Origin of the sequence: Streptomyces sp. QH1-20, assembly GCF_041283565.1 — a bacterium.
In the GTDB taxonomy this organism is placed as follows: domain Bacteria; phylum Actinomycetota; class Actinomycetes; order Streptomycetales; family Streptomycetaceae; genus Streptomyces; species Streptomyces syringius.
Window position 1 is genome coordinate 560,160 of sequence record NZ_CP166299.1, and the last position, 12,923, is coordinate 573,082.

General features: G+C 69.9%; 13 protein-coding genes and 2 pseudogenes. 5 read left to right on the plus strand and 10 right to left on the minus strand.

The window, feature by feature from the left end:
• Positions 1–361 precede the first annotated feature (361 nt).
• Positions 362–1,131, minus strand: a pseudogene (locus tag AB8O64_RS02630) (transposase).
• Between the two features lie 791 nt (positions 1,132–1,922).
• Between AB8O64_RS02630 and AB8O64_RS02635 the strand changes: the two are divergent.
• Positions 1,923–2,198: pseudogene (locus AB8O64_RS02635) on the plus strand (macro domain-containing protein); the annotation flags it as partial.
• A gap of 103 nt (positions 2,199–2,301) precedes the next feature.
• Here AB8O64_RS02635 and AB8O64_RS02640 read toward each other — a convergent pair.
• From AB8O64_RS02640 to AB8O64_RS02650, 3 genes are all read right to left on the minus strand, one after another.
• Positions 2,302–2,625 carry a hypothetical protein gene (locus tag AB8O64_RS02640; protein ID WP_370417652.1) on the minus strand — a complete coding sequence of 108 codons (324 nt, stop codon included), beginning with the start codon at positions 2,623–2,625 and terminating at the stop codon, positions 2,302–2,304.
• 352 nt (positions 2,626–2,977) lie between these two features.
• Positions 2,978–3,661 carry an Lrp/AsnC family transcriptional regulator gene (locus AB8O64_RS02645; RefSeq protein WP_370417653.1) on the minus strand — a complete coding sequence of 228 codons (684 nt, stop codon included), beginning with the start codon at positions 3,659–3,661 and terminating at the stop codon, positions 2,978–2,980.
• Complete coding sequence (locus AB8O64_RS02650) at positions 3,658–3,996, minus strand: Lrp/AsnC family transcriptional regulator (RefSeq protein ID WP_370417654.1); 339 nt, start codon at positions 3,994–3,996, stop codon at positions 3,658–3,660. Before AB8O64_RS02650 ends, AB8O64_RS02645 begins: the two co-directional genes overlap by 4 nt.
• A gap of 256 nt (positions 3,997–4,252) precedes the next feature.
• Between AB8O64_RS02650 and AB8O64_RS02655 the strand changes: the two genes are divergently transcribed.
• The 4 genes from AB8O64_RS02655 to AB8O64_RS02670 all read left to right on the plus strand — a co-directional run bounded on the left by AB8O64_RS02655 (position 4,253) and on the right by AB8O64_RS02670 (position 9,366).
• The gene (locus AB8O64_RS02655; RefSeq protein WP_370417655.1) at positions 4,253–5,218 is read left to right on the plus strand and encodes an isopenicillin N synthase family dioxygenase; all 966 of its coding nucleotides are present in this window, start codon (positions 4,253–4,255) and stop codon (positions 5,216–5,218) included.
• Between the two features lie 247 nt (positions 5,219–5,465).
• Entirely contained in the window at positions 5,466–5,867 is a 402-nt protein-coding gene (locus AB8O64_RS02660) for a TnsA endonuclease N-terminal domain-containing protein (protein ID WP_370417656.1), read from the plus strand.
• Between the two features lie 844 nt (positions 5,868–6,711).
• A complete protein-coding gene (locus AB8O64_RS02665; RefSeq protein ID WP_370417657.1) occupies positions 6,712–7,008 on the plus strand; it encodes a heavy-metal-associated domain-containing protein in 297 nt (98 codons plus the stop codon).
• Between the two features lie 90 nt (positions 7,009–7,098).
• Positions 7,099–9,366 carry a heavy metal translocating P-type ATPase gene (locus AB8O64_RS02670; protein WP_370417658.1) on the plus strand — a complete coding sequence of 756 codons (2,268 nt, stop codon included), beginning with the start codon at positions 7,099–7,101 and terminating at the stop codon, positions 9,364–9,366.
• 147 nt (positions 9,367–9,513) lie between these two features.
• Here the strand turns inward: AB8O64_RS02670 and AB8O64_RS02675 are convergent, their stop codons facing one another.
• The 6 genes from AB8O64_RS02675 to AB8O64_RS02700 all read right to left on the minus strand — a co-directional run bounded on the left by AB8O64_RS02675 (position 9,514) and on the right by AB8O64_RS02700 (position 12,732).
• Positions 9,514–10,005 carry a hypothetical protein gene (locus tag AB8O64_RS02675; RefSeq protein WP_370417659.1) on the minus strand — a complete coding sequence of 164 codons (492 nt, stop codon included), beginning with the start codon at positions 10,003–10,005 and terminating at the stop codon, positions 9,514–9,516.
• 80 nt (positions 10,006–10,085) lie between these two features.
• Positions 10,086–10,637: a hypothetical protein gene (locus AB8O64_RS02680; RefSeq protein WP_370417660.1), complete on the minus strand. Its 552-nt coding sequence runs from the start codon at positions 10,635–10,637 to the stop codon at positions 10,086–10,088.
• A gap of 340 nt (positions 10,638–10,977) precedes the next feature.
• The gene (locus tag AB8O64_RS02685) at positions 10,978–11,151 is read right to left on the minus strand and encodes a hydrophobic protein (RefSeq protein ID WP_370417661.1); all 174 of its coding nucleotides are present in this window, start codon (positions 11,149–11,151) and stop codon (positions 10,978–10,980) included.
• Positions 11,152–11,273: 122 nt separating this feature from the next.
• The gene (locus tag AB8O64_RS02690) at positions 11,274–11,483 is read right to left on the minus strand and encodes a hypothetical protein (RefSeq protein ID WP_370417662.1); all 210 of its coding nucleotides are present in this window, start codon (positions 11,481–11,483) and stop codon (positions 11,274–11,276) included.
• Positions 11,484–11,769: 286 nt separating this feature from the next.
• A complete protein-coding gene (locus AB8O64_RS02695) occupies positions 11,770–12,156 on the minus strand; it encodes a hypothetical protein (RefSeq protein ID WP_370417663.1) in 387 nt (128 codons plus the stop codon).
• 111 nt (positions 12,157–12,267) lie between these two features.
• On the minus strand, positions 12,268–12,732 hold the full coding sequence (locus tag AB8O64_RS02700) for an STAS domain-containing protein (RefSeq protein ID WP_370417664.1): 465 nt from the start codon (positions 12,730–12,732) through the stop codon (positions 12,268–12,270).
• Positions 12,733–12,923 lie beyond the last annotated feature (191 nt).

Below are 12,923 nucleotides of genomic sequence, written 5' to 3' on the forward strand. Positions count from 1 at the left end.
GCTTGGCGGTCGGTTCGGGAGACGTTCGCGCAGGTGCTGACGCAGCGGTCCAGGCGGGAGTGTTGTTGGTGCTTTCGCGGTGGCACAGGGCCTTGTCGCGTTTGTAGAAGCAGGTCAGCAACGCGTGAGGGTTGTCATACAGGGCCAGGTCGGGGTTGGTCGGCAGGTGGCGGGCTTGCCGTGCGGTGAGGACGGCGCCGGCGAAGCGCGGGGCAGGAAACGACGAGTGTTCATGAAATCCACCTGATCATAGGAACGGGACTGACAAAATCAACGCTCACCCCGTCAAAGAGACACGCCCTAAAGGGTGTTGCAGAAGGTTGTTCTCGGGCAGGTCTGAGTGGTGGTTGACCTGCTGTTTTCATCCTGCCAAGGCGAGATTGTGCATGGTGGCGACGGCCTGGACGGCGTGGTGGAGGCCGTCGCCCTTCTGGCGGCAATCGCGGAGCTTCTTCCAGTTCTTCATGCGGGCGAAGGTGTGCTCGACGGCGGGCCCGGACGCGTCGGTGTTCGGCGTTGTCCTCCCCCTGGCCGCGCAGGAGAGGGCGTCCGGCACTTCTGCGGTGCGGGACGATCAGCCCGGTGCCCAGGTAGGCGCCGTCCGCGATCACGGTGGTCCCGGCCGCCGCGGCCGGCAGGTCCCATTCGCGCCAGACGTGGGCGTCGGCCTTGTTCCCCGGCGGCGGCCGGGCTGAGGCGATCACCAGGCGGGTGTCTGCGTCGATGACGACCTGCACGTTCGCCAAGAACCGGTAATTCCGCGACGAGGCGCCCGCCTTCCGGTCGCGGACCGGGGTGAGGGTGCCGTCCACGATCCACAGGCGTTCGGTGTCCGCGACAGGCCGGAGCGCGGGCTCCAGCGCGAGCAACGGCCGGAGGCGCTGGATGACCCGGCAAACGGTGGCCGGGGAGGTCCCGAAGAGCGGGGCGAGCTGCCGCATCGTGAGATTCGTGCGGTAGTACACGGCCACCAGCAGCACCCGGTCCGCCAGCGGCAGACACCACGGACGCCCGCCGCCCGGACCGTCCCCGCCCCTCCCGGACCACCTTCACCAGCTTCGCCAACGGGTCCATCCGCAAGCCCGTGAACGTCTCCACCCACACCGGCTCAGCTCGCCACACCCCACCCATACGGACAAAATGCCCAGACTGAAGCCTTCTGCAACACCCTTTAGCTAGGCATGTAACACCAGCAGACGGAACCTGCTCGTCGTCACCAGCCTGCCGCTCTCGAGAGGGTCCTGCCCGCCGAATTGCCCCTCCGGCGAAACCGCCACCCTTGAGCCGCTCGCCCTCGACAGCGCGCCCAAGCGGGAACCCTCCACCCAGTCCCTTCGAGCCTCTTCGATTTCCCGTTGGGAACGGCCGACGAAGTTCCACCACACGATGGTCCCCCTCGAAGGGATGACTATCCAGCACCGCATGAACGAGCTGCTCATCTCGCTGCGGACTGAGCGCTCTGACGAGGTAGAGCACGGAACCGGCACAACCCGAACGCCGCCCACCTCGACGCCGGAGGGGAAGCACGAGCAGCGACACTCCCACGAGACTGAAGCCACGAGAGTCAGCACAGAGCAATATCCCCCCGCCCGACGCAGGGCTTCCTTGACACGGATCCCTCGAAGCGATCAGCCTCTGTATCGCACGACCATCGCGTTGAGTAATCTCCCCTAAAAATGATTGCCCGTCAGTAAAGTCAGCAAGAGGTCAGCATCAGTGCCGCCGGAGTCCGCCGTCGACCGCCAGAGACCGCCAAGTCCAACTGGCCTATTCACCACCGCTGACCTCCTGAAACGCAGGGCAGCCGGACATGGCTCAGCTCGTCCCGAGCTCGACCCGACCCCGTCGGCAGGACGAGCTCCGGCCAGAGCGAGGACGCTTCTGCGTTATGGCCCTACGAGCGGGGACTCAGTGGTGGGTGAATGCTCAACACGATGGGCCCGGTGTTCTCCAGGGAGGAGGACCGCTCGGAGCTGCTGGCTTCCTGCTACCGCGAATCGCTCCGGATCGCCGACGAGCTGGGCGCGAAGACGGTCGCTTTCCCCGCCATCTCGACCGGCATCTTCCGCTGGCCGATGGACGACGCCGCACGCATCGCCGTCGAGACGGTGCGAACCACGGACACGTCCGCAGAAGAGGCCCGCTTCGTCCTCTTCGACGAGATCGCGCACGCGGCCTTCACCGCACAGGGGCACTGACGCCGAGCGGAACACGGTACGAAAAAGACCGCGTCCATCTCCTGGCCGACTCCCCCTCGCAGCCAACTTCATCTGGTCAGCAAGGTGATCCGAAAGGGACGGCCTAGCTGCACTCCTTCACGATCTTCCTGGCGCGCTGGGCGAGCGTGTCCAGGCAGAGCTCTGCCCTGCGCTGGTCGACGCCTTCGGGGTCGCGGATCGGGAAGGACTCCCACACTCTGCCGGGCACCTTACGGAACTGGGTGCCGAACCACTGAAGGCTGCGCTCCGTGCCCCCGTGGATGGCGATGCGGTCCTCCAGGAAGGCAACGAGGACGCCTCGGAACGCCGCGAGTACGGAGACCCGCCCGCGTTCGTGGACACCACCCTCGCCCACGTGATCGGCAAGAGCCAGCAGATCGTCGAGCCGGGCGCCGAGCACGGGCATGCACTTCTCCGTGCTCGAGGACGATGCGGACCCGGGCGACTACCCCCGCCGCGTGCACCTGGCCTGGGATGTGCCGGAAGATCCCAAGCGGGGCATCAAGGCACGGCTTCGGCGCGTCACCTACGAGCTGGGGCCCCTCGAGGCTGCAACGGCCCCCACCGCACCCGACCGCCCCGGCCCTGGCCCAGCCCCAGGGTCTGTGGGCTTCGTCCCGCAGCCGGCTGCGGTAGGCGACCCGTACGACCCGGCGACCGGCACCATTCACCGCGACCATGGCCGCCGACAAGGCGCATGTGTCCAGCTGTTCCGACCGTTCGTGCTGCCCAGGTTCGCACCTCACGCTCGATTGAGGTCAAGGCAGCTGAGCGCTGAGGCCCGGAGGAAGCTGGGCACCGAAGGCGAGCCGTTTGACCTCGCGGAGGATGGGGGCGGTCTCGATGGCTTGGATGCCGGGGAGCGAGCCGATGCGGTGGTCGAGGTAGTGGTGGAGGTCGTGGCTGCCGCAGAAGACTCCGCTGGCCACGAGATTGTACGGACCGGTGGTTGCGGCTGCGAAGGCTATTTCGGGGTGGGCGGCCAGGGCGCGGCCGACGGCCGAGACGTCGCCGGGAGCCACTCGCAGCCAGAAGTGAGTCATCAAGTGGTAACCCAGGTGCCGGGGCGCGAAGTCCACAGAGAAGCCCAACGCTCCCTGGGACCTGAGGTGTTCGAGGTGGCGTTGGACGCTGGAGGGCGAGCGGCCGGTGGCGGCAGCGAGCTCGGACAGGCCTGCCCGGCCGTCCTTGGCCAGCTCGGTGAGGAGAACGCGGTCGGTGGCGTCCAGGGACAGGGGCTCGGGAGGTTCCAGGGTCCTCATGGTCCGTGCCGGAACGCGGTCTTCGTGACCATGGGCCGGGCCGAACGGGATGCCGTTGGCGTACCACGTACTGGTGATGTCGGTGAAGAGGCGTAGCAGGCAGTGTGCGCCGACGGCCGTCAGACCGGGGGTGCGGGGCAGCTTCTCCAGAAGCAGGGCGTCCCGCTCGTGCGGCGTCAAGTGGTGAGGGCGCAGTACAGCTCGGTGCCCCCTGAGGCCAGCGAGATCCAGCTGGTGTCGGGCCGGCGGGCCAGGGCCTGGGCGACGGAGCCCGCGGAGTCGGGGGCGCAGTGGAGGCGCAGCAGCCAGCGGGTCATGCCCAGCCGTGCCGGAACGGGCTGGCCGACGACGCGCAGGCCCAGCGTGCACAGTCGGCTGTAGCGGCGGGCCAGCGTGCGTTCCGAGGCGCCCAGACGGCGTGCGATGCGGCTCAGGGCCGCGCGCCCGTCGAGCTGGAGGGCCTGTAACAGCCCCAGTTCCAGAGCGTCGAAGGTGCCCGAGCCCGAGCCCACCACCGCGACCTCCCCTCCCGTGCCTTCACGCCATCGCGTGAACTCGTGAACTCGTGAACTCCACGACAGAACCCGACGATAGACGGCCCTGGCACCGACCGGGGCCCGCAGCCTGCCGCATTCTCCCGTCCGACCGGGCCGGAATCGCCTGTTCCTCCCACTTCCCGGCGAACGGCTGGGCGGCGCCCGCCCGTCGGACGACCATGGCCGGGCCGCTTCACCACCGCTGACGCGGCAGGACAATGAGGAGAAGAGCAGCATGAGTGCTTCCACCATTCCTACGATCGACCTCTCGCTGTGGCGGACCGGTGACCGCCGGAGCCGCGATCGTCTCGCCGCCGCCGTCGACCAATCGCTCGCGCGAGCGGGCTTCCTGCTCGTCACCGGCCATGGCGTCCTCCCCGATCTGCCTGCAGCGATCCGCGCCGCGGCCCGCACCTTCTTCCACCAACCGGCCGACATCAAGATGCCGTTCCTGGCGGAGGCCGGCCAGTACGGCTGGAGCGGCCCGGGAGCGGTGGCCACCGGCCAGGCGGAAGGCCTGATCACACCGCCCGACCTGGTGGAAACCTGGTCGATGGCCCCTGGCCCGTACGACGCAACTGCCGAGCGCCCCGTGCCCGAATTGCTGCCGGAGGCCTGGCCGTCTTGGTCCCCGGCGCTGCAGCCCCTCCTCGCGCAGTACGTAGGCTCCATGCGAACGCTCGCCGACGAACTGCTCGAACTCCTGGCGGCGGCCCTGCGCCGGCCGCTCGACCTCTTCACCCGCCACACCAACCGCCCCGACTGGACCCTGACCCTCAACTGGTACCCCTCCATCACCACCGCGGGAACGCCGCAGCCGGGCCAGTTCCGTGTAGGCCCGCACACCGACTTCGGCACCGTCACCATCCTCGACCGGCAGCCCGGCAAAGGCGGTCTGCAGATCCACACCGAGGACGACGGCTGGCAGGACGCCCCCTACGCCCCCGAGGCACTCACCGTCAACATCGGCGACCTGATGGCCCGCTGGACCGGCGACCGCTGGCGCTCCGGCCGCCACCGCGTACTGGCTCCGCCTGCCGACGCCCCGTCCGAGGAGCTGATGTCCCTGGTCTACTTCTACGACTGCGACCCGGACACCGTCATCGAGTCGCTTCCCGCCCCGATCGGCCGGGTAGCCCACCCTCCGGTCACGGCCCGCGCCTACGTCCGGTCCAAGGTCGCCGAGATCGCCCTGATGTAACGGCACCGCTGCGCGGGCGGGCACCGGACCATCCGCAGGCACCGGATCATCCGCGCAACAGCAATGCGCCGCCTGCAAGCAGGCCGGGCCTACCAGGCCCGGGCGCCGGCCGCGTGGACGCCCTCGCCGCGCGATGGTGCAGCCACCTCCCCGCTTCCGCGAACACGCATCGGCCATACTCCCGTACGCAGGCCACCGCCTCGCGGTCGGCAACAGGCGTGCAGAGTCGGGGACTTGCAGGTGGACGGTGACGTGGACGACATACCGGCGCCGGAGCGCAGAGGGCGCAGCTGGAGACCCGGAGGAGCTGGCGGCCCGGCGCAGCGTGCCGCAGCGCGAACACTCCGGCGTCTGGCTCAGCGGCAAGCTGGGGCGCGAAGTGCAGTACGAGTCGGTGACCGAGCTGCGGGTCGTCCAGCTCCTGGATCACGCCGATCAAGTCACCTCCTTCCAGGAGCAGCCCCTCGCCCTCGGCTACACCCACGCCGGGCGGCGGCGCTCGCACTACCCCGACTTCCTGGCCGTCACCACCGACGGCCGCACCGTACTCATCGAGGCCAAGCCGCGGGGCGACATCCCGCTCGCGATCACCAGGCCAAGCACCGCGCCGCGGCCGGGCTGTGCCGTCGCAAGGGGTGGAGTCTCCTGATCACTGACGGCGCCCGCACGCGCGCCGATCTCGCACGGCACCCGGTCGACCTGGAGCTGGAGTGCAGAATCGGTGCGGCACTCGTCAGCTCCTCCCGCTGCCTCGCCACCTCCCCAAGATGCCCAGCGAACTCGACAGCGGAGAGGGGCCCTGCCTTGAACTCCGACCCGAGCTGCGCCATGCGACCGTCCAAGTCCGCCACCTGCAACGCCCTGGAACCGTCGGCAACCGTCCTGCGCTCTTGAACCGGTACCCGACCCGTCTGGAACTTGAAGGCAGCTTCCTCGTACGCCCACCTGACCGCCTTCCACGAGGGCGAAGGCGGTCGCCCACCTCCACCCGGAGACCAAGGTCTGACGGCGACGGCGGGCCCGATCTGCCCTTCCACGCCCAGCTCGACAAGCCCGGCAACCGGTGCCTGTTCCTGCAGTTCCAGACCGGCGGCAAGCCGCACACCGCCGGCGCTGACACTCCGCGTCAGCTGATCCACCCCAAGCGTGGGGCGCCGACAAGGCGGCGCCCCACGCGGCGGGCCTCCGGCGCACCAGTCAGTCGCCACGGCGAGGCCGATTCCGTCGCCCCCTGCCGCAGTGGCCGTCGACGTTCAGATACCCCCAGGGGTATCCGGCGCCCGCATCACGACCAGCCCCCGCATCCAAGCGCACCCCCCTGGTTAAACCGAACGAAACACCCCTGAACAGGGGAAACTGACCTCAGTTCAGCGCAGTCCAGCCCTTCGCGTCGGGTTGTCTCAGAGGTTGCATCGGATACCCCCGGGGGGTATAAATCTCTTCGAGGGTGCTTCACGGGGCACCCACAGAGAGATCAACGACCGGAGGCACCCATGTCCTGCTGCTCCCCCGACAACAGCTGCTCCACCTCCACCGCGGCGCGCGACGAGAAGACCGCGGGCGTCACCACCGTCTACAAGGTCCAGGGCATGACCTGCGGCCACTGCGAGACCGCCGTCACCAAGGAGGTCTCTGCCATAGCGGGCGTGACCGGTGTGACCGTCGACGTCGTCGCGGGCCTGGTCACCGTCACGACCACCGACGAGCCCGACGACGCCCTGATCGGCGCCGCCGTCGACGAGGCCGGCTACGAGCTGACCTGCCGGGCCGAGAACCTCTCCGCCCGCTGATCCCCGGCCGGCGGAGCAGCGCCCGAGCCGCCGCCGGCCCGTCCTCCGGGGCCCGACCCCGCCCCGCCCCCTCCGCGCACGAGGAGCATCATGAGCATTACCGCCCCTGCCTCAGCCGAAGTCGAATTGGCGATCGGCGGCATGACCTGCGCCTCGTGCGCGGCCCGCATCGAGAAGAAGCTCAACCGCATGGACGGCGTGGAGGCCACGGTCAACTACGCGACGGAGAAGGCCAAGGTCGTCTTCGACGCCGACGTGGAGGTGGCCGACCTGATAGCCACGGTGGAGAAGACCGGCTACACCGCTGCTCTTCCCCGGCCCCCCGCCGCCCCGGCCCACGTCGCCAACGGCACCGAGCCGGATCAGAGCGAACCGGACGCCCTCGCACCTCTGCGGCAGCGCCTGCTCACCGCGGTCGTCATGTCCGTGCCGGTGATCGCCATGGCGATGGTGCCCGCGCTGCAGTTCACCAACTGGCAGTGGCTCTCCCTCACACTGTCCGCACCGGTCGTCGTCTACGGCGCGTGGCCATTCCACAAGGCCGCCTTCACCAACATGCGCCACGGTGCCGCCACCATGGACACCTTGGTCTCGGTCGGTACGTCAGCGGCGTTCCTCTGGTCCCTGTGGGCTCTGTTCTTCGGCACCGCCGGCATGGCCGGCATGACGCACCCCTTCGAGTTGTCGCTCTCCCGGAGCGACGGCAGCGGCAACATCTACCTTGAAGCCGCCGCCGGAGTGACCGCGTTCATCCTGGCCGGGCGCTACTTCGAGGCCCGCTCCAAGCGCCGGGCCGGCGCAGCGCTCAAGGCACTACTGGAGCTGGGCGCCAAGGACGTCACCGTGCTGCGCGACGGTCGCGAGGTCCGCGTCCCCGTCTCCGAACTCGCCGTCGGTGACACCTTCGTGGTCCGCCCGGGCGAGAAGATCGCCACCGATGGCATCGTCGAGCAGGGCAGCTCGGCGGTGGACGCGAGCATGCTGACGGGCGAATCCGTCCCCGTGGAGGTGTCCGTGGGTGACGCGGTCACCGGCGCGACCGTCAACGCCGGGGGACGCCTGGTGGTCCGCGCCAACCGCGTCGGTGCGGACACCCAGCTCGCCCGCATGGCCCGCCTGGTGGAGGACGCCCAGAACGGCAAGGCCGCCGCCCAGCGCCTGGCCGACAAGATCTCCGCCGTCTTCGTCCCCGTCGTCATCGTCCTGGCGCTCGCCACCCTCGGCTTCTGGGTCGCCACCGGGGAAGGCTGGACCGCCGCCTTCACCGCGGCCGTCTCCGTCCTGATCATCGCCTGCCCCTGCGCCCTGGGCCTCGCCACCCCGACCGCCCTCATGGTCGGCACCGGGCGCGGCGCCCAGCTCGGCGTACTGATCAAGGGGCCGGAGGTCCTGGAGTCCACCCGCAAGGTCGACACGATCGTCCTCGACAAGACCGGCACCGTCACAACCGGCAAGATGACCCTGCTCGGCGTCCACCTCGCCGAGGGCGAGACCGAGGACGTGGTGCTGCGCCTGGCCGGCGCCCTGGAGCACGCCTCCGAGCACCCCATCGCCCAGGCCGTCGCCGCCGGCGCCGCCGCCAAGGTCGGTGAACTTCCCACGCCGGAGGACTTCGCGAACATCGCGGGGCTCGGCGTCCAGGGCGTCGTCGAGGGCCACGCCGTCCTCGTCGGCCGCGAGAAGCTCCTCGCCGAATGGGCGCTGCCCCTACCCGCCGACCTGCGGCAGGCGAAGGCCACCGCCGAAGCCGCAGGACGCACGGCGATCGCTGTGGCGTGGGACGGTCAGGCCCGCGCGGTGCTCGAGGTCGCCGACGCGGTCAAGCCCACCAGTGCCGAAGCCCTCACCAGGCTCCGTGCCCTCGGCCTGACGCCGATCCTACTCACCGGCGACAACAAGGCAGTGGCCGAGGCAGTGGCCGCCGAGGTCGGGATCGCCCCGTCCGACGTGATCGCCGAAGTCATGCCCGAGGACAAGGTCAACGTCGTCAAGCGCCTCCAGGCAGAAGGCCGTTCCGTCGCGATGGTCGGCGACGGCGTCAACGACGCCGCGGCGCTGGCCCAGGCAGACCTCGGCCTCGCCATGGGCACCGGCACCGACGCCGCCATCGAGGCCGGCGACCTGACCCTGGTGCGCGGCGACCTCCTCGCGGCGGTCGACGCCATCCGCCTGGCCCGCAAGACGCTCGGCACCATCAAGTCCAACCTCTTCTGGGCCTTCGGCTACAACGTCGCCGCCCTCCCCCTCGCCGCCGCCGGACTGCTCAACCCGATGATCGCCGGCGCCGCGATGGCCTTCTCCTCCGTCTTCGTCGTCGGCAACAGCCTCCGCCTCCGCCGCTTCCGCAGCGCACACTGAGCCCCGCCGACCGGCTCACAGGCCGATGAACAGCACCCGCGGGTGCTGTTCATCGGCCTGTGGCAGCATGGCGGTGGCCTTGTCGGTGTGCAGGCCCGGGGGCGTAACCCCGTACGAGCGGCGGCAGTAACGGGCCCGCCGGGCTGGTCAGGTGCTGAGCAAGCGGTTGAAGAACGAGCGGTATCGCTGGAGCGCGACGCGCAGGTCTTCGGTCGCCACCTCCTCACCGCGATGCCATTGGCCTTCGAGCCCTTGCTTGTGGTCGGAGAAGGTCGTGGCCAGTGCCCGCATCGTCTCGGCGACGAGCTGGTCGGCCGCGTTGACGGCGTCCTGGGGGTCGTCGACGAAGTTGCTCTGGATCTTCTGCCACCGGGCGCGGAATTCTTTCTGTTCGTCGCCGAGCAGGGGCTCGTTCTCCTCGGCCAGTTCCGCTCCCCGGCGTTCGCCGGCGGATGTCCGGCCGGCATCTTCCTCCCGGACCTCCCGGGCCTGCCGGCCGATGGTGGTGGCCTCCCCGGGGAACTCCGGTGGGGCGCCCGGCGAGCCCGGCGCCTCGTCCCCGGTGCCCTGCCGGGTAGCGGCCAGGTCGTCCGTGGACAGAGCGCCCTCGTCCGGCAGGGGTGTCTGTTGGTTGCGCATCTTTTCACTTCCGTCCGTCATAGGTTCCGGCCGGGCTACGACTGGGCCCGCTCGACGCACCCAAGTCGCCGGTGGCGGGCTCACGCCTGGCTCTCGCGCGGCCGGTCGCCGTTGTGGAGAAGCTCCTCGAACAGCGCGCGGTAGTGCACCATCGCGCCCCTCAGCTCCTCCGTGGTCGCCTGATGGCTGCTGCTGCGGTCGTTGATTTCGTGGGCGGCGCGGTAGTGCTCCAGGGTGCGCCCGTGTTCGACCGACAGGTCCTTCAGCTGCTGTTCGTACCCTTCGGTCGGATACCCGCGCTCGCTCATGAGGGTGGTCACGAGCCGGTCCGCCTCGTGCACCGCGTCGTCGGGCCGGTCGACGAACTGCTCCTGCACCCGGGTCCAGTCCTGGGCGTATCGGTCCCGGACCGGTGCCGGCAGCGGCTTGATGTCCAGCGCGTCATGGCGTTCCTGGCGCTCGCGCAGCTCACGCTCAGCCGCCCGGCGGCTGTCCTTGCCTTCCACGGTCCGCTCGTACTCCGGACCGAATCGCTCCCGCAGCTTCCGGCGGCGCGCCGTGACCATCCACGCTGCTACCGCGCAAACGATCAGCACCAGCACGACGGCAATGATGATGACGATAAGGGACATTGGGTCCTCCGCTCGTAGCCGAGTGAGCCCCGTGCACTACGGCTGCCCCTGCCCACAGGTCCGAAACCGGGCGCGCACCACGCAAGCCGGCACTGAACGCGGGTTGCCGCCCGGGGCCCACGTTCCTGCCGCTCACGTCATAGAACAGGCGGCCCCGGCGATCGAGGCGGTGATCACGACTGCGGACATCGCTGTCCTCACTGGCTCGGCCCGTAAGCCGCTCCGCTTCGTTCCCGTCCACCCCTGAGGGCTCGTGCCCTCACCGGTGCCTGCCGGGTGGTGCCCACCCAAGTGGACACCACCCGGGGCGTACCGCAAGGGGGCCCGGGCCAGGTGTGGATTACCGGTGGTTCCCGGCGTACCGGCGTCCGCCTTGGCGGCCACGACGGTGGCGGGCGAATCCCAGGATCCAGACGATCAGCACGACGGCCGCAGCGATCCACAGCAGGGGCATGACGAAGCCGAACCCGAACAGAGCCAGGGCCAGCAGGAGAAGGGCGATCAAAATGATCATGGCCGGGCCTCCAGATGAAGCCAGGGAGGATTCCCTGAGTTCCGCGGGGTCCGGGCGAAGCCGGGCGGGGGGCGCCGCCCGGAGGATGCCGGAGCGTCGTAGCCCTACGCCGTGGTGCTCAGTCAACGCCCGCTGCCACTGCCTGTCAACGAGCTGGCGATACTGGCGCGTTCCGGCTCCGGAAACGCGACCGGCGGGGTTCGCGAGGGCCCTTCGGCGGCAGTCTCCGCCGGGTCGGCAGGCGGCAGGACGTGGTCCTCCCACCAGGACAGGCCCATGACGGTCGCGAGCAGGACGAAGGGAACTGAAGCGGGGATGATCAGCACGTACATGAGTGCCGCCTGCCATCGGATGCGCGTGACGCGGACGAGCGGCGGAAATGCTGCCCGCGAGGGGCGCACCGAGGCCGTGCCGGGATCGTGTGGCGACGGCGAGCGCGGGCCGGCCCCGAGCGTGCAGGGGGAGGCTTCCGGCACCGATGCGCAGCGTGCGCCCCGCAGGGGCGCGGTCAGTGCTCACTGCTGCCGGGGGCCCGGGCGGCACTGTGCAGGCTAGTCCTCCCCGCTTCATCCGAACAGGCTTCTGGGGGCATTCCGGCCTCTGGCCGGCTGGTCCTCCTCACCTCACCCCGGGGTCCACTCCGTCTGCTCCACGGGGCCGCTCGGTGTCCGCGTTGTGCGCCAGGCCGTCCGGCTTCGCCACGCCCCGCTCGCCGAGCGGAAGGACCAGTACCCGCAGTACGGTTCGGCCGGGCTGCCGGCGGATCTCTCCGATGTCCTGCCACCCCCAGGACCGGAAGGCAGCACAGGCCACACGGTCGGCCTGAGCCATCAAGGTGGCACCGAGGGACGCCTGACGGCTGGTGAGCAGCCGCTCCTGAAGGTGACCGGCGAGCCCGCGGTCGCGCTCGTGCGGATGGACCAGGATCTCGGTGATCGCGAAGACGTGCCGGACGCGGTGAGCTGCTCGACGTCCTGCGGGAGTGCTCCGGAGAACCCCTGCCACCAGGAGCCGTCACGCCGCACGGGGAACCCGAATGCGCACCCGGCCAAGGCCGGTGCCTGCCCTGCCTCCGTGGCTTCGGCGATCGTCATGTCGAACCCGGGCCGTCGGACGTCATCGGCAAGGCGCCGCAGGAAGCTCTCGCGGCTGCGGTGCTCGAGCACCCGGCCACCCGATGCCCCCGTGCACGAGGGAAAGCTGTGGTGCCGGAGGGCTGCCGGCGGGCCTTTCCGGGCGAGGAGGTGACATGGCAGGGTCCGTGGGGCCGAGGAGCAAGGGGCCGGTGCCGGTGAGGGTGAGGATCCGGGTCAGCGTGGAAGGCGGGTGGTGCAGGCGCAGAGATCCGTTGGCCGCGATGGTGCGGTGTGCAGCGTCGAGGAAGGCGTTGAGGCCACTGCAGTCGCAGAAGGTGACGGGGGTGAGGTCGACGTCGATGGTGCGGATGCCCTCGCGCAGGCACCGCTCCAGCGCCGCGCTCACCAGGGGCGCCGAGACCTGGTCGATCTCACCGGCCAGGGTGATCAGCACCCGGTTCTTCCTGTCGCGCCGGTAGACGTTCAACATCTCAAGGACAGGCATAGCGCCTCGGTTCAGAAGACCAGCCGGGGCAGCGCCAGGTGAGAGTGCCGGACTTCGGCACATCCTGCTGTGCTCCCGGTTCGTGACGTTCGGGCAAGCAGGCGAACAGCGGGCCCAGTGGCCCGAGTTCCAGGGCCGAGGACCCCGCTGGCTCACCCCGGGGATGCGCTGAGCGAAGGGACGAACAGCCC

Coding starts and splice junctions, on each gene's coding strand:
- AB8O64_RS02640 (WP_370417652.1), bottom strand. CDS start 2,625: ATGCCCGTGCTCGGCGCCCGGCTCGACGATCTGCTGGCTCTTGCCGAT.
- AB8O64_RS02655 (WP_370417655.1), top strand. CDS start 4,253: ATGAGTGCTTCCACCATTCCTACGATCGACCTCTCGCTGTGGCGGACC.
- AB8O64_RS02665 (WP_370417657.1), top strand. CDS start 6,712: ATGTCCTGCTGCTCCCCCGACAACAGCTGCTCCACCTCCACCGCGGCG.
- AB8O64_RS02670 (WP_370417658.1), top strand. CDS start 7,099: ATGAGCATTACCGCCCCTGCCTCAGCCGAAGTCGAATTGGCGATCGGC.
- AB8O64_RS02675 (WP_370417659.1), bottom strand. CDS start 10,005: ATGCGCAACCAACAGACACCCCTGCCGGACGAGGGCGCTCTGTCCACG.
- AB8O64_RS02680 (WP_370417660.1), bottom strand. CDS start 10,637: ATGTCCCTTATCGTCATCATCATTGCCGTCGTGCTGGTGCTGATCGTT.
- AB8O64_RS02685 (WP_370417661.1), bottom strand. CDS start 11,151: ATGATCATTTTGATCGCCCTTCTCCTGCTGGCCCTGGCTCTGTTCGGG.
- AB8O64_RS02690 (WP_370417662.1), bottom strand. CDS start 11,483: ATGTACGTGCTGATCATCCCCGCTTCAGTTCCCTTCGTCCTGCTCGCG.
- AB8O64_RS02700 (WP_370417664.1), bottom strand. CDS start 12,732: ATGCCTGTCCTTGAGATGTTGAACGTCTACCGGCGCGACAGGAAGAAC.